20 protein-coding genes, 1 pseudogene and 1 other annotated feature are annotated in these 18,997 nt (G+C 41.6%); all 21 genes and pseudogenes read left to right on the forward strand.

Annotation, left to right across the window (positions count from 1 at the left end; genetic code table 11):
* Positions 1 to 21: 21 nt before the first annotated feature.
* The 21 genes and pseudogenes from V470_01765 to V470_01865 all read left to right on the forward strand — a co-directional run bounded on the left by V470_01765 (position 22) and on the right by V470_01865 (position 18,980).
* Positions 22 to 372 carry a ribosome-binding factor A gene (locus V470_01765; protein AHZ47176.1) on the forward strand — a complete coding sequence of 117 codons (351 nt, stop codon included), beginning with the start codon at positions 22 to 24 and terminating at the stop codon, positions 370 to 372.
* 267 nt (positions 373 to 639) lie between these two features.
* Positions 640 to 1,419, forward strand: coding sequence for a valyl-tRNA synthetase (locus tag V470_01770; protein AHZ47177.1), 780 nt, complete (start codon positions 640 to 642; stop codon positions 1,417 to 1,419).
* Position 1,420: 1 nt separating this feature from the next.
* Positions 1,421 to 1,603, forward strand: coding sequence for a hypothetical protein (locus V470_01775; protein AHZ47178.1), 183 nt, complete (start codon positions 1,421 to 1,423; stop codon positions 1,601 to 1,603).
* A gap of 192 nt (positions 1,604 to 1,795) precedes the next feature.
* Positions 1,796 to 2,029: a hypothetical protein gene (locus tag V470_01780; protein AHZ47179.1), complete on the forward strand. Its 234-nt coding sequence runs from the start codon at positions 1,796 to 1,798 to the stop codon at positions 2,027 to 2,029.
* Positions 2,029 to 3,363, forward strand: a complete 1,335-nt coding sequence (locus V470_01785; GenBank protein AHZ47180.1) for a hemerythrin HHE cation-binding protein — start codon at positions 2,029 to 2,031, stop codon at positions 3,361 to 3,363. Before V470_01780 ends, V470_01785 begins: the two co-directional genes overlap by 1 nt.
* A 9-nt stretch (positions 3,364 to 3,372) precedes the next feature.
* Positions 3,373 to 3,627, forward strand: a complete 255-nt coding sequence (locus V470_01790; protein ID AHZ47181.1) for an aldose epimerase — start codon at positions 3,373 to 3,375, stop codon at positions 3,625 to 3,627.
* 97 nt (positions 3,628 to 3,724) lie between these two features.
* Positions 3,725 to 4,120 carry a helicase gene (locus V470_01795; GenBank protein AHZ47182.1) on the forward strand — a complete coding sequence of 132 codons (396 nt, stop codon included), beginning with the start codon at positions 3,725 to 3,727 and terminating at the stop codon, positions 4,118 to 4,120.
* 40 nt (positions 4,121 to 4,160) lie between these two features.
* Positions 4,161 to 4,352: a sequence feature (T-box leader), on the forward strand.
* A gap of 45 nt (positions 4,353 to 4,397) precedes the next feature.
* The gene (locus tag V470_01800; protein AHZ47183.1) at positions 4,398 to 4,958 is read left to right on the forward strand and encodes a GNAT family acetyltransferase; all 561 of its coding nucleotides are present in this window, start codon (positions 4,398 to 4,400) and stop codon (positions 4,956 to 4,958) included.
* A complete protein-coding gene (locus V470_01805) occupies positions 4,958 to 5,536 on the forward strand; it encodes a shikimate kinase (GenBank protein AHZ47184.1) in 579 nt (192 codons plus the stop codon). The genes V470_01800 and V470_01805 overlap by 1 nt, the downstream gene beginning before the upstream one ends.
* A complete protein-coding gene (gene valS, locus V470_01810; GenBank protein ID AHZ47185.1) occupies positions 5,529 to 8,180 on the forward strand; it encodes a valine--tRNA ligase in 2,652 nt (883 codons plus the stop codon). Before V470_01805 ends, valS begins: the two co-directional genes overlap by 8 nt.
* 72 nt (positions 8,181 to 8,252) lie before the next feature.
* Positions 8,253 to 10,199 (forward strand): hypothetical protein, encoded by a 1,947-nt coding sequence (locus V470_01815; GenBank protein AHZ47186.1) that lies wholly within the window; start codon positions 8,253 to 8,255, stop codon positions 10,197 to 10,199.
* A 455-nt stretch (positions 10,200 to 10,654) separates the two neighbouring features.
* Positions 10,655 to 11,245: a DNA-directed RNA polymerase subunit delta gene (locus V470_01820; GenBank protein AHZ47187.1), complete on the forward strand. Its 591-nt coding sequence runs from the start codon at positions 10,655 to 10,657 to the stop codon at positions 11,243 to 11,245.
* Between the two features lie 318 nt (positions 11,246 to 11,563).
* Positions 11,564 to 13,171: a CTP synthetase gene (locus tag V470_01825; protein AHZ47188.1), complete on the forward strand. Its 1,608-nt coding sequence runs from the start codon at positions 11,564 to 11,566 to the stop codon at positions 13,169 to 13,171.
* 165 nt (positions 13,172 to 13,336) lie between these two features.
* Positions 13,337 to 13,636, forward strand: coding sequence for a hypothetical protein (locus V470_01830; protein ID AHZ47189.1), 300 nt, complete (start codon positions 13,337 to 13,339; stop codon positions 13,634 to 13,636).
* On the forward strand, positions 13,633 to 13,950 hold the full coding sequence (locus tag V470_01835; protein AHZ47190.1) for a thioredoxin: 318 nt from the start codon (positions 13,633 to 13,635) through the stop codon (positions 13,948 to 13,950). The genes V470_01830 and V470_01835 overlap by 4 nt, the downstream gene beginning before the upstream one ends.
* A gap of 14 nt (positions 13,951 to 13,964) precedes the next feature.
* On the forward strand, positions 13,965 to 14,591 hold the full coding sequence (locus V470_01840; protein ID AHZ47191.1) for a tRNA-binding protein: 627 nt from the start codon (positions 13,965 to 13,967) through the stop codon (positions 14,589 to 14,591).
* A 41-nt stretch (positions 14,592 to 14,632) separates the two neighbouring features.
* A pseudogene (locus V470_10530) lies at positions 14,633 to 15,393 on the forward strand (L-allo-threonine dehydrogenase).
* Between the two features lie 77 nt (positions 15,394 to 15,470).
* On the forward strand, positions 15,471 to 15,866 hold the full coding sequence (locus tag V470_01850; GenBank protein AHZ47192.1) for a single-stranded DNA-binding protein: 396 nt from the start codon (positions 15,471 to 15,473) through the stop codon (positions 15,864 to 15,866).
* 298 nt (positions 15,867 to 16,164) lie between these two features.
* Entirely contained in the window at positions 16,165 to 16,449 is a 285-nt protein-coding gene (locus tag V470_01855; GenBank protein ID AHZ47193.1) for a molecular chaperone GroES, read from the forward strand.
* A 15-nt stretch (positions 16,450 to 16,464) separates the two neighbouring features.
* A complete protein-coding gene (gene groEL / locus V470_01860) occupies positions 16,465 to 18,087 on the forward strand; it encodes a molecular chaperone GroEL (protein ID AHZ47194.1) in 1,623 nt (540 codons plus the stop codon).
* Between the two features lie 125 nt (positions 18,088 to 18,212).
* The gene (locus tag V470_01865) at positions 18,213 to 18,980 is read left to right on the forward strand and encodes a DNA integration/recombination/inversion protein (GenBank protein AHZ47195.1); all 768 of its coding nucleotides are present in this window, start codon (positions 18,213 to 18,215) and stop codon (positions 18,978 to 18,980) included.
* The last annotated feature ends 17 nt before the right edge of the window (positions 18,981 to 18,997 follow it).

An 18,997-nucleotide genomic window follows, 5' to 3' on the forward strand; every position in this document is an offset into this window, starting at 1 on the left:
CAAAGTAGAGAAAGGAATATCATGGCAAATCATTTCCGTACGGATCGTGTGGGCATGGAAATCAAGCGTGAAGTCAACGAGATTTTGCAAAAGAAGGTCCGTGATCCGCGTGTCCAAGGTGTGACCATTACAGATGTTCAGATGCTGGGTGACTTGTCTGTTGCCAAGGTTTACTACACCATTTTGAGTAACCTTGCTTCGGATAACCAAAAAGCTCAAATCGGGCTTGAGAAAGCAACTGGTACCATCAAACGTGAACTTGGTCGCAATTTGAAATTGTACAAAATCCCAGATTTAACCTTCGTCAAAGACGAATCCATCGAATATGGAAACAAGATTGACGAGATGCTACGCAATCTGGATAAGAACTAATACTCTTCGAAAATCAAATTCAAACCATGTCAGCGTCGCCTTGCCGTACTCAAGTACAGCCTGCGGCTAGCTTCCTATAGCTTCCTAGTTTGCTCTTTGATTTTCATTGAGTATAAGAAAGAGGGGGTACCCCTCTTTTTTCTTGTCAGAGTAGTCCATCTGCTAATCATCAATATGTTGCTCTTGTAAAAGGCAGTTTAAAAAATTTGTAAATTTCAAATAGTATGATATGATAAAGCTTGATATAAATGAAAAACGGAGAGACATATGGCTAAACAAGATATAGCTATGCAAGTGCTGCAACAAGTGGTAAAATTACCCGTAGTCAAAGTTGATCGAGAGAAATTTTTAGTAGAAAAGTTTTCAAAGGAATTAGACCGTAAGGATATTCCAACTTTGATTGAACAAGGACCTACTTCTTTGTTGCCTCAGGAAAGCTTGGATCGAGTGGCCAAGGCCTGTATTAAGGATAATGTCTTGCTGGCTAGTGGAACATCGGTGCTGGCAGGTCTACCTGGAGGCCTTGCCATGGCGATCACTATCCCGACAGATGTAGCTCAGTTTTATGCTTTTTCATTGAAATTAGCTCAAGAACTAGGGTATATTTACGGATTTGATGATCTTTGGGCATCGCGCAATGAGTTAAGCGAGGAAGCTAAAAACACACTCCTACTGTATCTCGGTGTGATGCTGGGAGTAAATGGCGCAGGTGCCCTGCTTCGATCAGGCGGTGTGACAGTAGCCAAGCAAGTCATAAAAGTAGTGAACAAGAAAGCCTTGACAAAAACTCTTTGGTATCCAATTTTAGAAAAAGTTTTGAAAATTTTTGGTGTCAATCTGACAAAAGGAGGCCTAGCCAAAGGGATGGGGAAAGTGATTCCTATCCTAGGTGGAGTCATTTCTGGTGGTCTAACCTTTGCGACCATGAAACCGATGGGAGAAAGATTGCAACAGGAATTGTCCAAGCTAGTCAACTACAATGAAGTGCAATATCAAAGAGACGTTGATACTATCCGAAAAGAGGTCGAAATCATCGAAGGAGAGTAATATGGGATTCATTAAAATTCTAGCCAAGACTTACGGGAATTACTTTTTCGTGATGCAAAGCATCAAAGTCCTGAAGAACATGAAAAAAGACGACAATGCTCTAGTAGGTTTCGGGAAAGTACTGCTTGCTGACAAGCTGATGGATGTAGCCCAGTGGCTCGCAAAACCAGATGATAAGGAATAACTTGAAATGAAAGAAACTAGCAGGAACTCTTCTGCTAGTTTTTTAATCTCTTCCCATATGGTATAATATAAGCAGTAAAATCATTTTATACTCTTCGAAAATCTCTTCAAACCACGTCAGCTTCACCTTGCCTAGCTTCCTAGTTTGCTCTTTGATTTTCATTGAGTATTAGAACATACAATGGAGGTCGTCATGGACAATATCATCGATGTGTCAATTCCCGTTGCAGAAGTGGTGGACAAGCATCCAGAAGTTTTGGAAATCCTAGTGGAGCTGGGTTTTAAACCACTTGCTAATCCCTTGATGCGCAATACAGTCGGTCGCAAAGTATCGCTGAAGCAGGGTTCTAAACTTGAAGGAACTCCTATGGACAAGATTGTCCGCACGCTAGAAGCGAACGGCTATGAAGTGATTGGATTAGACTAATGGCAGATGAACGGATTCATATCCTACGGGATATTTTGTTAGAATTGCACAATGGTGCCTCTCCTGAGTCAGTTCAGGAGCGTTTTGATGCGACCTTTACGGGTGTTTCAGCCATCGAGATTTCCCTCATGGAGCACGAGCTGATGAACTCAGACTCAGGTGTCACCTTTGAAGATGTCATGGAGCTCTGTGATGTCCATGCCAATCTTTTTAAAAACGCTGTTAAGGGCGTCGAAGTAGAGGACACCGAACACCCTGGCCATCCAGTTCGGGTCTTCAAGGATGAAAATCTGGCCCTCCGTGCTGCCTTGATTCGCATTCGGAGACTGTTAGATACCTATGAGTCTATGGAAGACGAGGAAATGCTTGCGGAGATGCGCAAGGGTTTGGTCCGTCAAATGGGGCTTTTGGGGCAATTTGACATCCACTACCAACGCAAGGAAGAGCTCTTTTTCCCCATCATGGAGCGCTATGGTCACGATTCACCTCCAAAAGTTATGTGGGGAGTGGATGATCAGATCAGAGAACTCTTTCAGACAGCTCTAGCGACGGCTAAGGCACTACCAGAAGTGCCGATTAGCAGTGTAAAGGAAAACTTCGAAGCTTTTGCGACAGAGTTTGAAAGTATGATTTTCAAGGAAGAGTCCATCCTCCTCATGATTCTTCTTGAGTCCTTCACCCAGGATGACTGGATTCAGATTGCGGAGGAGAGCGATGCCTACGGCTATGCCATTATCCGTCCGTCTGAAAAATGGGTGCCAGAGCGCCAGAGTTTCGTTGAGGAAAAGAGCTCAGAGGAGCCCGTACAACTAGACACGGCAGAAGGTCAAGTGCAGCAAGTTATCGATACACCAGAAGGACAGTTCACCATTACCTTTACCCCTAAGGAAAAGGAAGCAGTACTGGATCGTCATAGTCAACAGGCTTTTGGCAATGGCTATCTCTCCGTCGAGCAGGCCAACCTCATCCTCAATCATCTCCCTATGGAGATTACCTTTGTCAATAAAGACGATATTTTCCAGTACTACAATGACAATGCGCCAGCTGATGAGATGATTTTCAAACGGACGCCGTCCCAAGTCGGACGCAATGTAGAACTCTGCCATCCGCCCAAGTACATAGACAAGGTGAAGGCCGTTATGAAAGGTCTTCGTGAAGGGGTCAAGGACAAGTATGAAATGTGGTTCAAGTCAGAGTCGCGAGGCAAGTTTGTCCACATCACCTATGCTGCGGTACACGATGAAAACGGGGAATTCCAAGGCGTGCTGGAGTATGTTCAGGATATCCAGCCCTACCGAGAGATTGATACGGACTACTTCCGTGGATTAGAATAAGGAGAATCAATGAGTTACGAACAGGAATTTATGAAGGAATTTGAGGCCTGGGTCAATACCCAGATCATGATCAACGACATGGCGCACAAGGAAAGTCAAAAAGTCTACGAAGAAGACCAAGACGAGCGTGCCAAAGATGCCATGATTCGCTACGAAAGCCGCTTGGATGCTTATCAGTTCTTGCTTGGTAAGTTCGAAAATTTCAAAGCAGGCAAGGGATTCCATGATTTACCAGAAGGCTTGTTTGGTGAGCGAAACTATTAAAATACAGATACTTTCTTGATTTTTTCCCAAAATCTTGATAGAATATCTTTATTAAATCCTTGTCAGAGCAGGGATTTTTTATTGAAAGGATTTTATCATGTCAAAGAAACTCCAACGTAAAAAACAATTGCGAAATAGCCTTCGTCGTTCAGGTGCCTTTTCAAGTACGGTGACCAAGGTTGTAGAAGAGACCAAGAAAGTCGTGAAACACGCAGAAAAGTCTGCCAGCGAAGCAGGAAAAGTTGTCTCTAAAAAAGTGGAACAAGCAGTAGAAGCGACTAAGGAACAAGCTCAAAAAGTAGCCAATTCAGTAGAAGATTTCGCAGCGACTTTGGGTGGCCTCTCAGTAGATCGTGCTAAGACTTTCTATGATGAAGGCATCAAATCAGCTGCTGACTTTAAAAACTGGACTGAAAAAGAACTCCTTGCCTTGAAGGGAATTGGTCCAGCTACCATCAAGAAATTAAAAGAGCACGGAATCAGCTTCAAGTAATCTTTCTTGAGCCTTGCATTTCCGAGAAAAACTTGCTACAATAAAGCCATCAGAGGTGTTTTGAATCCCACATTTTACAGAAAGTGGCGGTGCTGAGAAGTCCACAAATGTATCAAAACTGGTTGCTGATGGATGAAAAATGAAATAATATTGTCTTTTTATTATAAAGACGAGAGTTGCGGGCTCTGCCCGAAATTGGGTGGTACCGCGGATAAACACATTCGTCCCTGTCATGTAGATGGCAGGGGCGATTTTTTGTAGAAAGCGAGGTAGAAGGATGACAAGAGCAGAGTTGCCAGAACGTTTAGAAACCGAACGGCTAGTCTTACGAGTCCGTACCGTGGCTGATGTTGTGGATATCTTTGACTATGCCAGTAGGTCAGAAGTTTCCTATCCAGCAGGCTTTCCGCCCGTCCAGAGCTTGGAAGATGAGATTTATTATCTAGAGCATATTCTGCCCGAGCGTAATGAAAAAAACAATCTCCCAGCGGGCTATGGAATTGTCGTTAAAGGAACCGATAAGGTCATCGGCTCTGTTGATTTCCCTCGTCGTCACGAGGATGATGTCTTGGAGATTGGCTATATCTTACATCCAGATTATTGGGGTTTAGGTTATGTTCCAGAAGCGGCGAGTGCCTTGATTGATCTAGGTTTTAAAGATTTAGGCCTTCACAAGATTGAACTGGTCTGCTTTGGCTACAATGTCCAAAGTCAACGAGTCGCAGAAAAACTTGGCTTTACCCTCGAAGCTCGCATCCGAGACCGCAAAGATGCCCAAGGCAATCGCTGTGACGATTTGAGATATGGCTTGCTGAGGAGTGAGTGGGAGGTGATTTGATGCATCTTTTCATCATTGGGGCTCCAGCTTCTGGGAAAATGACGATTGGTCAAGAGTTATCTCGACTGACGAATGCTACCCTCTTTTATAACCATCAAGCCATCGATTTTGCACTAGAAATCTATCAGGACTATACAGAGGAAATGTGGGAATTTGTTCGTGGAATTACCTTTTCTTTCCTTGGAGCAAGTGCTAGGAATCAGCGATCTGTGATTTTAACAGACGTAATTGATTTTTCAAATCAGTACCAGCTGCTGTATTTGAAGCAAATTCAGGATTTGTTGGATGATTATCATCAAGAGATTCTGTTTGTTGAGTTGGAAACGACACTTGAAGAGCGCTTACGTCGAAATCGAACGGAGAATCGATTAAAGCATAAACCCTTAAAACGGTATATTGAGATATCTGAAAGAGAAATTTTGGAGACTGCTGAAACACTTCAATTAAATTCCCAACATCAACCGAATGAGTTGCACCACTACTTTAAAATAAATAATACAAATCTGTCTGCAGAAGAAGTTGCCAAGCAGATTCAAAATAAAATGAATACAATAGAGAAAGGACAAACACATGTCTAAAGAACTTTCACCTAAATACAATCCAGCCGAGGTTGAGGCTGGTCGTTACCAAAAATGGCTTGATGCTGATGTTTTCAAGCCTTCAGGCGATCAAAAGGCTAAGCCTTATTCAATCGTGATTCCACCACCAAACGTTACTGGTAAACTCCACCTTGGTCACGCTTGGGACACAACTCTTCAAGATATCATTATCCGTCAGAAGCGCATGCAAGGCTTTGATACGCTTTGGCTTCCAGGGATGGACCACGCTGGGATTGCGACTCAGGCTAAGGTTGAGGAGCGCTTGCGTGGTGAGGGCATTAGCCGTTATGACCTCGGTCGTGAAAAATTCCTCGAAAAAGTCTGGGAATGGAAAGACGAATATGCCACTACTATCAAGGAACAATGGGGCAAGATGGGCCTCTCTGTAGACTACTCTCGTGAGCGTTTCACCCTTGACGAAGGTTTGTCAAAAGCGGTTCGTAAGGTCTTTGTGGACCTTTACAAAAAAGGCTGGATCTACCGTGGTGAGTTTATTATCAACTGGGACCCAGCAGCTCGCACAGCTCTTTCTGATATCGAGGTGATTCACAAGGATGTCGAAGGTGCCTTCTACCACATGAACTACATGCTGGAAGATGGCTCACGCGCCCTTGAAGTTGCGACCACTCGTCCTGAGACCATGTTTGGGGACGTTGCGGTTGCGGTCAATCCAGAAGATCCTCGCTACAAGGACTTGATCGGTAAAAACGTTATCCTTCCAATCGCTAATAAACTGATCCCAATCGTTGGGGATGAACACGCTGATCCTGAGTTTGGTACTGGTGTCGTGAAAATTACGCCTGCCCACGATCCAAACGATTTCTTGGTTGGTCAACGCCACAACTTGCCACAAGTTAACGTGATGAACGATGACGGAACGATGAATGACTTAGCCTTCGAACTTGCAGGTATGGATCGCTTTGAAGCTCGTAAGGCAGTTGTTGCCAAGTTGGAAGAAATTGGTGCTCTTGTTAAAATTGAAAAACGTGTCCACAGCGTTGGTCACTCAGAGCGTACAGGTGTTGTGGTTGAGCCACGCTTGTCTACTCAGTGGTTCGTCAAGATGGACCAATTGGCTAAGAATGCCATTGCCAACCAAGATACAGAGGACAAGGTAGAATTCTACCCACCTCGTTTCAACGATACCTTCCTCCAATGGATGGAAAATGTCCATGACTGGGTAATCTCTCGTCAGCTCTGGTGGGGTCACCAAATCCCTGCTTGGTACAATGCTGAGGGTGAAATATATGTCGGTGAAGAAGCTCCAGAAGGTGACGGATGGACTCAGGATGAGGACGTATTGGATACGTGGTTCAGTTCTGCCCTTTGGCCATTCTCTACCATGGGCTGGCCGGATGTCGACTCAGAAGACTTTAAACGTTATTATCCAACATCAACTTTGGTGACTGGTTATGATATTATTCCGTTCTGGGTGTCTCGGATGATTTTCCAAGGTTTGGAATTTACTGGCAAGTCGCCATTCAAAAATGCCTTGATTCATGGTCTCATTCGTGATGAGCAAGGACGCAAGATGTCTAAATCCCTCGGTAACGGGATTGATCCAATGGATGTTATTGATAAGTACGGAACAGATAGCCTTCGTTGGTTCCTTTCAAACGGTTCTGCGCCAGGGCAAGACGTGCGCTTCTCTTATGAGAAAATGGATGCTTCATGGAACTTCATTAACAAAATCTGGAACATCTCTCGCTACATCCTCATGAACAATGAAGGCTTGACCCTCGAGCAAGCAACTGCCAATGTCGAAAAAGTTGTTAACAAGGAAGCTGGAAATGTCACAGACCGCTGGATTCTCCACAACCTCAATGAAACAATCGGAAAAGTCACTGAAAACTTTGATAAGTTTGAGTTTGGTGTAGCTGGCCATATCCTCTACAACTTCATCTGGGACGAGTTTGCGGATTGGTACGTTGAATTGACCAAGGAAGTCCTTTATAGCGACAACGAAGAAGAGAAAGTCATCACACGTTCTGTTCTCCTTTACACTTTGGACAAGATCCTTCGTCTCCTTCATCCAATCATGCCATTCGTGACTGAAGAAATCTTTGGACAAATCTCAGAAGGTTCTATCGTTACAGCAGCATACCCAACTGTCAACCCAGCCTTTGAAGACCTTGCGGCCCACACAGGTGTCGAAAGCCTCAAAGACTTGATCCGTGCCGTTCGGAATGCGCGTGCCGAAGTAAACGTTGCACCAAGCAAGCCAATCACCATTCTTGTTAAGACAAGCGATAGCGGCTTGGAAGCATTCTTTAACAGCAATGTCAACTACATCAAACGCTTCACAAATCCAGAACACTTGGAGATTGCATCCAACATCCCTGCACCTGAACTGGCTATGTCAAGCGTCATCACAGGAGCAGAAATCTATTTGCCGCTCGCTGACCTCCTCAATGTCGAAGAAGAACTGGCTCGTCTCGACAAGGAACTAGCTAAATGGCAAAAAGAACTGGATATGGTTGGTAAGAAGCTCTCTAACGAACGCTTCGTAGCCAACGCCAAACCAGAAGTCGTCCAAAAAGAACGCAACAAACAAGCCGACTACCAAGCGAAATATGATGCGACCGTCGCACGTATTGATGAGATGAAGAAGTTGGTGAAATAAACACAGAAACACGGTGTAATGCCGTGTTTTTTTGGTATAATGGTTTTACATTTTTTGATAGAGGTCACTGTAATGATAGAAAATTATACTTATGATTTCCATGAATTTGACTCACTAATTAAATTACCTAATAATATAAAAAAAATAGATGAGAGAATAAATTCAATATTGCTTCAATTGAATGACAAATCAGTGGATGAAATCATACATATAACTAAAGTTAGCAATATCGTTGGAGATTTAAGTTTAGGTAAAAGCAGAGATTATAAAAATCTATTATTTGAAAAAATTAGTTCATTTGTAGAAAATAAATTTGACCTAGAGAATAAATTGGTATGGAAAAAGTTCAAGAATCAAGCTTTAATTTTAGATAAATTATATTCAGATTTCATTATCTCAAGAGAAAATTATTTTCGTAAAAATCCTACAAAAGTAGAAATTGATTTATCGCTCATTTTAATATGCTTAGAAAAAGTCTTAAGAAGTTACAATAGAAATCATATTTCTGAAACTTCTAAGCAAAATGAGTCAGAATTTGAAGCTAATATACATATACGAGATACGTTAAAAGGATATGCAGCTGAGATACTTAAATATTTTATGTTTAAGGACATTTCTTCTAAAAAAACAAATAAAATATATTGTATAAAAGATGTTGAAATTATATGCAAGCATTTTGAATTTTATGATGAGTATGAAAGTATTAAAGATATTATGGAATATTTTAGATTTTCACAGCTTGAAATAAAAAAAGATTCTCATTTAAGTATTGATGTTATTGGGGAAGAATTTAATAGAAGTGTATTAATTTCAAATTTTCGAGAGAAGGGAGCCAGACATAATAGATACTCTCGTCTAATTAGCAACTATAGGAAATCTAATATAGAGAAAAAAATGGATTATGATATAAATGATTATTATAGTATGATTGAGCTAGAAAGAATATTGGGAGAAGAATGGAAGTCATATGAAATAGACGGAATTTCTGTAGATTATTGGAATAGAGCATATTTATTTGTTAGAAAAATATCCAATAAGAAGTTAAATAAAGAAAACGATATTAACCAACTTGATAAATTATGTATTGTAAAGAGTAGAACACAATGGGCATTAGAATTAAAAAAATTTCTTAAAGTATCTAAAGAAATCGCAGAAAAAATATTAGATAATTTAATATTCAGTAAGGAATCTTATGACTTAATTGATGCACCTTTTATTCAATTAGGAGACTATTTAGCAATTATTCCATCGATTTCTCAAGATACTATCAGTGCATTTGCTATCATTTCAAATTTTTCTAAACGCTTAAATAAATTGAATGATCTATCTAAGAAAGGTTATTTCTTGGAAAAAGCAATAACATCGGTGTTGAATGATGGAAATATGCGTGTAATTTCTAACCTAAAAGATAGTTATCTAGGAGAAAATTACGAAATTGATCAAATATTCGCTATCGGAGATATTGTATATTTAGTTGAGTGTAAGACTTTACCATATCCATATACAGTAAAAGAGCATGCTGAACAGTTATGTATGATTTACGGATATCTTAAAAAATTTGAAAGAAATATAGATTATTTTATAAGGAATAGTCAATTATTTATTAGCAAGTTAGGAATAGAGAGAGTCCGTGATTTTAAAAAAATTTTTATTACTTCTACAATGTTAGGAGCACCTGATAGTTATAATGATATATACATTGTTGATGAGTCTTCTTTTAGTGCTTTTTTGCGTAGGTATCCGCCAGTTATCTGGGATTTTTGTAGTGGCAGAAATATATTTACAAAAGATATTTCTTATTATACCGGAGAAATAACAAATTCTAAGATGTATCAGTTTTTAAAACAGCCTGCTCCGATAGATGCTATGAAAGAGAAGATCAAAAAAGTAACAATTAATTATAGCTCATTCACAATCAGTCAATATTCTTTAGAAAATCAATCAGAATTCATAAGCGTAGAAGATTTAGATTTAATAAATAGAGATAGCAATTTTCCTTGGATTAATCTTGTAGACTAGTTTGTAGTAATTATATGGAATAGGACATGTGATGTAAGTTTATGAGCTTTAAAAAGAATTTTTAAGTTTTCTAAAATTTATATATTTATTTTTAATATTAAATAAAGGTCAATGTTTCGCTCTACATTTTTATAGTGAAATTGTTATACTGGTATAGTAAATAGATATAGAAAGCAGATTACTACACGACAAATTCTGTAAGTTCGCACCGACCTGAGAAGTACAACATTGTTACTTAATTTCATATACCATTGCATCGAGTTCATCTGGATTGATATCGAAAATCTACCTCATGATGCCATCGGTTGGATAGCAAAGAAATAAAAAGTCCTGTCACTTTCTCCCATTTAACCTTTGACTATTCCGCAAAATTATCGTACAATAAAGAGTACATGATAAAATGAGGTCAGAGTCTGTTTGCTCTGGCGATAGTAGTAAAAATGAGGAGAAACGCTTTGGAATTAGAAGTATTTGCTGGGCAAGAAAAAAGTGAACTATCTATGATTGAGGTAGCGCGTGCTATCTTGGAACTTCGTGGTCGCGATCATGAGATGCATTTTAGCGATCTTGTAAACGAAATTCAAAACTACCTTGGAACATCAAACAGCGATATCCGTGAAGCTTTGCCTTTGTTCTACACAGAGTTGAACTTTGACGGTAGCTTCATCTCTCTTGGAGACAACAAATGGGGTCTTCGTTCATGGTATGGTGTAGACGAAATTGACGAAGAAATCATCGCTCTTGAAGAAAGTGATGACGATGAAGTAGCACCAAAAGCTAAGAAAAAACGTGTCAATGCCTTTATGGATGGTGATTCAGATGCCATTGACTACAATGCGGATGATCCAGAAGACGAAGATGCATACGAAGCAGACCCAGCTCTTTCATATGATGATGAAAATCCAGATGATGAGAAAAATGAAGTGGAAGCTTACGATGCAGAAATCAACGAAATTGCTCCTGATGACTTGGGAGAAGACGTGGATCTCAACGAAGAAGACGACGAGTTTTCTGACGATGATGCTGAAACGAGTGAAGAAGAGTAAAAGACTTCAAGGAGGAGATCACTCGGTCTCCTTTTTTTGTTCCTTGAGTAGTGTCATCCGTTTGGATGAGGATCTTTAGTTGGTTTTCTAAAGGCAATCTTCTTATTTTCAGGTTTTACTGATTCGGGTTGACAAATGTTCTGCTTTAAGGTATCATATTGTTCGGGCACCTCTTTTAGAGGTCGGGGCTCCCTAGTTACTAGGGAGCTATTTTTGTTTTTCAGGAAGTTTTCTTGAAAAGTCGTTATTCATAAGGGTCTTGTTTTCTATGTCCCCTCGTAGTTAACAAGGCCTTGAGCATTTTAGAAAGAGGAATTTATGTCTACGAAATATATTTTTGTAACTGGTGGTGTGGTATCGTCTATTGGGAAAGGGATTGTGGCAGCAAGTCTGGGCCGTCTCTTGAAAAATCGTGGTCTCAAAGTAACCATTCAAAAATTTGATCCTTATATCAATATTGATCCGGGGACCATGAGTCCTTACCAGCACGGAGAAGTCTTTGTGACAGATGATGGGGCTGAGACAGATTTGGACTTGGGTCACTATGAACGTTTCATCGATATCAATCTCAACAAATATTCCAACGTGACAACTGGTAAAATCTACAGTGAAGTTCTTCGTAAGGAACGCCGTGGCGAATACCTTGGGGCAACTGTCCAAGTCATTCCTCATATCACAGATGCTTTGAAAGAGAAAATCAAGCGTGCTGCTGTAACGACTGACTCTGATGTCATTATCACAGAGGTTGGTGGAACCGTTGGGGATATAGAGTCCTTGCCATTCCTAGAGGCCCTTCGTCAGATGAAGGCAGATGTGGGTGCAGATAATGTCATGTATATCCATACAACCTTGCTTCCTTATCTTAAGGCTGCTGGTGAGATGAAGACCAAGCCAACTCAACATTCTGTAAAAGAATTGCGCGGTTTGGGAATCCAGCCAAATATGTTGGTCATTCGTACAGAAAAACCAGCTGGTCAGGGCATTAAAAATAAACTAGCACAGTTCTGTGATGTGGCACCAGAAGCTGTTATTGAATCTTTGGATGTTGAACACCTTTACCAAATTCCATTGAACTTGCAGGCACAAGGTATGGACCAAATTGTTTGTGACCATTTGAAACTAGATGCAGCAGCAGCGGATATGACAGAGTGGTCAGCCATGGTGGACAAGGTCATGAACCTCAAGAAACAAGTCAAGATTTCCCTCGTTGGTAAGTATGTGGAGTTGCAAGATGCCTACATCTCAGTGGTCGAAGCCTTAAAACACTCTGGTTATGCCAACGACGCAGAAGTGAAGATTAATTGGATTAATGCCAATGATGTGACAGCAGAGAATGTGGCAGAACTCTTGTCTGATGCGGACGGAATCATCGTTCCAGGTGGTTTCGGCCAACGTGGTACGGAAGGGAAAATCCAAGCCATCCGTTATGCGCGTGAAAATGATGTTCCAATGTTGGGTGTCTGCTTGGGAATGCAGTTGACTTGTATCGAGTTTGCTCGTCACGTTTTGGGTCTTGAAGGTGCAAATTCTGCAGAACTTGCACCAGATACAAAATACCCTATCATTGATATTATGCGTGACCAGGTTGATGTTGAAGATATGGGTGGAACCCTTCGTTTGGGACTTTATCCATCTAAGTTGAAACGTGGTTCTAAGGCAGCAGCTGCTTACCATAATCAAGAAGTGGTGCAACGCCGTCACCGTCACCGTTATGAGTTTAACAACACCTTTCGTGAACAGTTTGAGGCGGCAGGTTTTGTCTTCTCAGGAGTCTCTCCAGACAATCGTTTGGTAGAAATTGTGGAAATTCCTGAAAATAAATTCTTTGTAGCTTGTCAGTATCACCCTGAACTGTCAAGCCGTCCAAACCGTCCCGAAGAACTCTACACTGCCTTTGTCACTGCAGCGGTTGAGAACAGCAATTAGCAAAATTCGAACCTTTGAGAATAATCTCAGAGGTTTTTTAATTCATTCAGGAACTCAGGCGCTTGGCAATAAGGATAAGTTGTCCTCTTTCCTCATTGAGGGAAGGGGATTTTCCTTACCTATATGCTACTTCCCTATTTGTCCTAGAGCCCTTTTTGTGTTACAATGAATGGTATGAAAGCTAAGAAATTATGGATGACTGGCTTGACTGTGGCTGGTCTAAGTGCCCTCGCTTTGGGTGCCAAAAAAGCAGCAGATAACCACAAACTCATGAAGACTCAAGAAGAGTTGACCGCTATCGTGCGCGAACTTTTCTCAGATATGGGTGAGATTGCGACTCTCTATGTTCAAGTCTACGAAAGTAGCCTAGAGCGACTGGTCGGAGGAGTCATTTTTGAGGATGGTCGTCACTATACCTTTGTCTATGAAAATGAAGATCTAGTCTATGAGGAGGAAGCCTTATGATTATTCCCAGTAATATAGAAGAGCTAGCAGGTTTTGTCGAGCAAGATGGCAAGAAGGTCTTCCTTTTTGTGGCGGACTGGTGTGGCGATTGTCGTTATATCTATCCTGCCTTGCCAGAGATTGAGGAGACAAATCCAGAGTTCACCTTTATTCGAGTGGACCGTGACCAGTACATGGATCTAGCCAAACTCTGGGATGTGTACGGGATTCCTAGCCTTGTTGTGCTAGAAAAGGACAAGGAAATCGGCCGATTTGTCAATCGCGACCGTAAAAGCAAGCAACAAATTAACGACTTTTTAGCAGAACTGAAATAGGAGAAAAGGAAAGAATGATTTTTACATATAATAAAGAGCATGTTGGCGATGTCCTTATGGTCATCGTGAAAAACAGCGGAGATGCCAAACTGGACGTGGAGCGTAAAGGCAAGGTAGCCCGTGTTTTCCTCAAAGATAATGGGGAAACAGTAGCTTGGAATATTTTCGAAGTTTCAAGTTTGTTTGAAATTGCAGAGCGCGGCCAAGTTTTTTTGACAGATGAGAAAGTAGCACGTTTGAACCAAGAGTTGCAGGCGGAAGGCTTTACAGAAGAAATTATCAACGATAAGGAACCTAAGTTTGTCGTCGGTGAGATTGTTGAGATGGTAGCTCACCCAGATAGTGACCACCTCAACATCTGCCAAGTGGCCGTTGCAAGTGACAAGACAGTGCAAATCGTTGCAGGGGCTCCCAATGCGCGTGTCGGTCTGAAAACTATTGTAGCTCTTCCTGGAGCTATGATGCCAAAAGGAAATCTCATTTTTCCAGGCGAACTTCGTGGTGAAAAGAGTTTTGGTATGATGTGCAGCCCTCGTGAATTGCATCTACCAAATGCTCCGCAAAAACGTGGGGTTATTGAATTATCAGAAGACCAAGTTGTCGGAACTCCATTTGACCCAGCCAAACATTGGATTGCCTAGGAAATTGTCAATATTTGATAGACCAGATAGAAGGAAATAAGATGGCAAAAAATGTGGTGATTACAGGGGCGACCTCAGGAATCGGTGAAGCGATTGCACGTGCTTATCTGGAGCAGGGGGAGAATGTCGTTCTAACAGGGCGACGGACAGATAGACTAGAAGCCCTCAAGTCAGAGTTTGCAGAAACTTTTCCAAATCAAACAGTTTGGACCTTTCCACTGGATGTGACGGATATGACCATGGTCAAGACTGTCTGCTCCGATATTTTGGAAACGATAGGGCAGATTGATATCTTGGTCAATAATGCTGGACTAGCTCTTGGCTTGGCTCCCTATAAGACTATGAAGAGTTGGATATGCTGACCATGTTGGATACCAATGTCAAAGGTTTGCTGGCAGTCACTCGCTGTTTCTTGCCAGCAATGGTAAAAGCCAATCGGGGGCATATTATCAATATGGGATCGACCGCAGGAATCTACGCCTATGCTGGTGCTGCTGTTTACTCAGCCACCAAGGCAGCAGTTAAGACTTTTTCAGATGGTTTGCGAATTGATACTATCGCAACGGATATCAAGGTGACCACCATTCAGCCAGGGATTGTCGAAACAGATTTTTCTGCGGTACGTTTCCACGGTGACAAAGAGCGTGCTGCCACCGTCTATCAGGGAATCGAAGCCTTGCAAGCTCAGGATATTGCAGATACAGTGGTCTATGTGACCAGTCAGCCTCGTCGTGTGCAAATTACAGATATGACCATTATGGCCAATCAACAGGCGACAGGTTTCATGGTGCATAAAAAATAAAAAATTTCTTCGAAAAGTTACAAATTTTTGTAACTTTTTTTGATTCCTTACGAATAGATAAGTAGGAGGAAGAAAATATGTATAATAAAGTTATCATGATTGGGCGCTTGACGTCTACACCAGAATTGCACAAAACCAACAATGACAAGTCAGTAGCGCGTGCAACTATCGCTGTGAACCGTCGTTACAAAGACCAAAATGGAGAACGTGAAGCTGACTTTGTTAATCTTGTTCTTTGGGGGAAATTGGCTGAAACCTTGGCAAGCTACGCAACTAAAGGTAGTCTTATCTCTGTGGATGGCGAACTTCGTACCCGTCGCTTTGAGAAAAATGGCCAGATGAACTATGTGACTGAAGTCCTTGCCACAGGATTCCAACTTTTGGAAAGCCGCGCCCAACGTGCTATGCGTGAAAATAACGCTGGACAGGATTTGGCAGACTTGGTCTTGGAAGAGGAAGAATTGCCATTTTAATACTCTTCGAAAATCTCTTCAAACCACGTCAGTTTCACCTTGCCGTAGGTATAGGTAACTGACTTGGTCAATCTTATCTACAACCTCAAAACACTGTTTTGAGCAACCTGAGGCTAGCTTCCTAGTTTGATCTTTGAGCATAAACATTGAAAAGTCTGAGTTGGTCTCAGACTTTTTATCTTGCCAAAGTCAGACTTTTTTCTTGACTATTTCTGACCAAGTGATACAATAGAACTATAAATTAGCACTCATATATAAAGAGTGCTAATAATATGTAGTTTATCATGGAGGAAAACAGATGTTGAAACCATTAGGAGACCGTGTGGTCTTGAAAATCGAAGAAAAAGAACAAACTGCTGGAGGCTTTGTCCTTGCGGGCTCAGCCCAAGAAAAAACAAAAACAGCCCAAGTTGTAGCTACTGGACAAGGGGTTCGTACCTTGAACGGTGACTTGGTTGCTCCAAGCGTTAAGGCTGGAGACCGTGTCTTAGTTGAAGCCCACGCTGGTATTGATGTCAAAGATGGCGATGAAAAGTACATCATCGTTGGCGAAGCTAACATCTTGGCTATCATTGAAGAATAGAAGGAGAAAGTAAGTATGTCAAAAGAAATTAAATTTTCATCTGATGCTCGTTCAGCGATGGTCCGTGGTGTAGATATCCTTGCAGACACTGTTAAAGTAACCTTAGGACCAAAAGGTCGTAATGTTGTGTTGGAAAAATCATTTGGCTCACCTTTGATTACCAATGACGGTGTGACCATTGCCAAAGAAATCGAGTTGGAAGACCATTTTGAAAATATGGGTGCCAAATTGGTATCAGAAGTAGCTTCAAAAACAAATGATATCGCAGGTGACGGGACTACGACTGCAACTGTCTTGACCCAAGCTATCGTCCGCGAAGGAATCAAAAACGTTACTGCGGGTGCCAACCCAATCGGTATTCGTCGTGGGATTGAAGCTGCAGTTGCCGCAGCTGTAGAAGCCTTGAAAAACAATGCCATTCCAGTTGCTAATAAAGAAGCCATCGCTCAGGTTGCTGCCGTATCTTCTCGTTCTGAGAAAGTCGGTGAATACATTTCTGAAGCCATGGAAAAAGTTGGCAAAGATGGAGTCATCACTATTGAAGAATCACGTGGTATGGAAACAGAGCTTGAAGTCGTTGAAGGAATGCAGTTTGACCGCGGTTATCTATCACAGTACATGGTGACGGATAGCGAAAAAATGGTGGCTGATCTTGAAAATCCATACATTTTGATTACTGACAAGAAGATTTCCAATATCCAAGAAATCTTGCCGCTTCTAGAAAGTATTCTTCAAAGCAATCGTCCACTCTTGATTATTGCAGATGATGTGGATGGTGAAGCTCTTCCTACTCTTGTATTGAACAAGATTCGTGGAACCTTCAACGTAGTAGCAGTTAAGGCCCCTGGCTTTGGGGACCGTCGTAAGGCTATGTTGGAAGACATCGCCATCTTGACAGGTGGAACTGTTATCACAGAAGATCTTGGCCTTGAGTTGAAGGACGCTACTATTGAGGCGCTTGGTCAAGCAGCGAGAGTAACTGTGGACAAAGATAGCACGGTTATCGTAGAAGGTGCTGGAAATCCTGAAGCTATTTCTCACCGTGTTGCAGTTATCAAGTCTCAAATCGAAACTACAACTTCTGAATTTGATCGTGAAAAATTGCAAGAACGCTTGGCAAAATTGTCAGGTGGTGTCGCAGTCATCAAGGTCGGAGCTGCAACTGAAACTGAGTTGAAAGAAATGAAACTCCGCATTGAAGATGCTCTCAACGCTACTCGTGCAGCCGTTGAAGAAGGAATCGTTGCAGGTGGTGGAACAGCTCTTGTAAATGTCATCCCAGCCGTATCTGATTTGGAATTGACAGGAGATGAAGCAACAGGACGCAATATTGTTCTTCGTGCCTTGGAAGAGCCTGTTCGTCAAATCGCCCACAATGCGGGATTCGAAGGTTCTATTGTTATTGACCGTTTGAAAAATGCTGAAGTTGGTACAGGCTTCAACGCAGCAACAGGCGAGTGGGTCAACATGATTGAAGAAGGAATCATCGACCCAGTGAAAGTGAGCCGTTCAGCCCTTCAAAATGCAGCATCTGTAGCCAGCTTGATTTTAACAACAGAAGCAGTCGTAGCCAATAAACCGGAACCAGCAGCCCCAGCTCCAGCAATGGATCCAAGCATGATGGGCGGCATGATGTAAAAGTAACTTATAAAAAACACAAAAGGAGGGAACATGCATCCCTCCTTTTATGGTTTTCTCTTCTAAAATTGATTTGAGCTCTCCTAACTTATATGATAAAATAAGACTAGAAGAAGGAGAAGAACATGATCGATGTAGAAGAAATTCTGAGCAAGATGAACCCCAATCAGAAGATTAATTATGACCGTGTCATGCAGAAGATGGTACAAGTTTGGGAGAAAAATGAGCAACGTCCAACTATTCTCATGCATGTTTGCTGTGCTCCTTGTAGTACCTACACCCTAGAGTATCTGACCAAGTACGCGGATGTGACCATCTATTTTGCTAATTCCAATATCCACCCTAAGGCAGAATACCACAAGCGAGCTTACGTCACCAAGAAATTTGTCAGTGATTTCAATGAGCGAACAGGCAATACGGTTCAGTACCTTGAAGCTCCCTACGAACCCAATGAATACCGGAAGTTAGTCAGAGGACTGGAAGAAGAACCAGAAGGCGGTGACCGTTGTAAGGTTTGTTTTGACTACCGTCTGGATAAAACAGCGCAAGTGGCTATGGATTTAGGCTTTGACTACTTTGGTTCAGCTTTGACCATCAGTCCCCATAAGAATTCTCAAACCATCAACAGCATCGGAATCGATGTGCAAAAGATTTATACCACCCACTATCTCCCAAGTGATTTCAAGAAAAATCAAGGCTACAAGCGCTCGGTGGAGATGTGCGAGGAGTATGATATCTATCGTCAATGTTATTGTGGATGCGTCTATGCAGCTCAAGCCCAGAACATTGACCTTGTTCAGATTAAGAAGGATGCCACGGCTTTCTTGTTGGATAAGGATGTTGAAAAAGATTATTCCCACATCAAGTTTACTGTCACTAAATTAGATATATAGCAATTAACCCAGCTTCC

It is taken from the genome of Streptococcus sp. VT 162 (genome assembly GCA_000688775.2).
Lineage (GTDB): Bacteria > Bacillota > Bacilli > Lactobacillales > Streptococcaceae > Streptococcus.

What these genes read in the sequence shown, in the direction of transcription:
- V470_01765 (AHZ47176.1), top strand. Translation starts at nt 22, where the DNA reads ATGGCAAATCATTTCCGTACGGATCGTGTGGGCATGGAAATCAAGCGT.
- V470_01770 (AHZ47177.1), top strand. Translation starts at nt 640, where the DNA reads ATGGCTAAACAAGATATAGCTATGCAAGTGCTGCAACAAGTGGTAAAA.
- V470_01775 (AHZ47178.1), top strand. Translation starts at nt 1,421, where the DNA reads ATGGGATTCATTAAAATTCTAGCCAAGACTTACGGGAATTACTTTTTC.
- V470_01780 (AHZ47179.1), top strand. Translation starts at nt 1,796, where the DNA reads ATGGACAATATCATCGATGTGTCAATTCCCGTTGCAGAAGTGGTGGAC.
- V470_01785 (AHZ47180.1), top strand. Translation starts at nt 2,029, where the DNA reads ATGGCAGATGAACGGATTCATATCCTACGGGATATTTTGTTAGAATTG.
- V470_01790 (AHZ47181.1), top strand. Translation starts at nt 3,373, where the DNA reads ATGAGTTACGAACAGGAATTTATGAAGGAATTTGAGGCCTGGGTCAAT.
- V470_01795 (AHZ47182.1), top strand. Translation starts at nt 3,725, where the DNA reads ATGTCAAAGAAACTCCAACGTAAAAAACAATTGCGAAATAGCCTTCGT.
- V470_01800 (AHZ47183.1), top strand. Translation starts at nt 4,398, where the DNA reads ATGACAAGAGCAGAGTTGCCAGAACGTTTAGAAACCGAACGGCTAGTC.
- V470_01805 (AHZ47184.1), top strand. Translation starts at nt 4,958, where the DNA reads ATGCATCTTTTCATCATTGGGGCTCCAGCTTCTGGGAAAATGACGATT.
- valS (AHZ47185.1), top strand. Translation starts at nt 5,529, where the DNA reads ATGTCTAAAGAACTTTCACCTAAATACAATCCAGCCGAGGTTGAGGCT.
- V470_01815 (AHZ47186.1), top strand. Translation starts at nt 8,253, where the DNA reads ATGATAGAAAATTATACTTATGATTTCCATGAATTTGACTCACTAATT.
- V470_01825 (AHZ47188.1), top strand. Translation starts at nt 11,564, where the DNA reads ATGTCTACGAAATATATTTTTGTAACTGGTGGTGTGGTATCGTCTATT.
- V470_01830 (AHZ47189.1), top strand. Translation starts at nt 13,337, where the DNA reads ATGAATGGTATGAAAGCTAAGAAATTATGGATGACTGGCTTGACTGTG.
- V470_01835 (AHZ47190.1), top strand. Translation starts at nt 13,633, where the DNA reads ATGATTATTCCCAGTAATATAGAAGAGCTAGCAGGTTTTGTCGAGCAA.
- V470_01840 (AHZ47191.1), top strand. Translation starts at nt 13,965, where the DNA reads ATGATTTTTACATATAATAAAGAGCATGTTGGCGATGTCCTTATGGTC.
- V470_01850 (AHZ47192.1), top strand. Translation starts at nt 15,471, where the DNA reads ATGTATAATAAAGTTATCATGATTGGGCGCTTGACGTCTACACCAGAA.
- V470_01855 (AHZ47193.1), top strand. Translation starts at nt 16,165, where the DNA reads ATGTTGAAACCATTAGGAGACCGTGTGGTCTTGAAAATCGAAGAAAAA.
- groEL (AHZ47194.1), top strand. Translation starts at nt 16,465, where the DNA reads ATGTCAAAAGAAATTAAATTTTCATCTGATGCTCGTTCAGCGATGGTC.
- V470_01865 (AHZ47195.1), top strand. Translation starts at nt 18,213, where the DNA reads ATGATCGATGTAGAAGAAATTCTGAGCAAGATGAACCCCAATCAGAAG.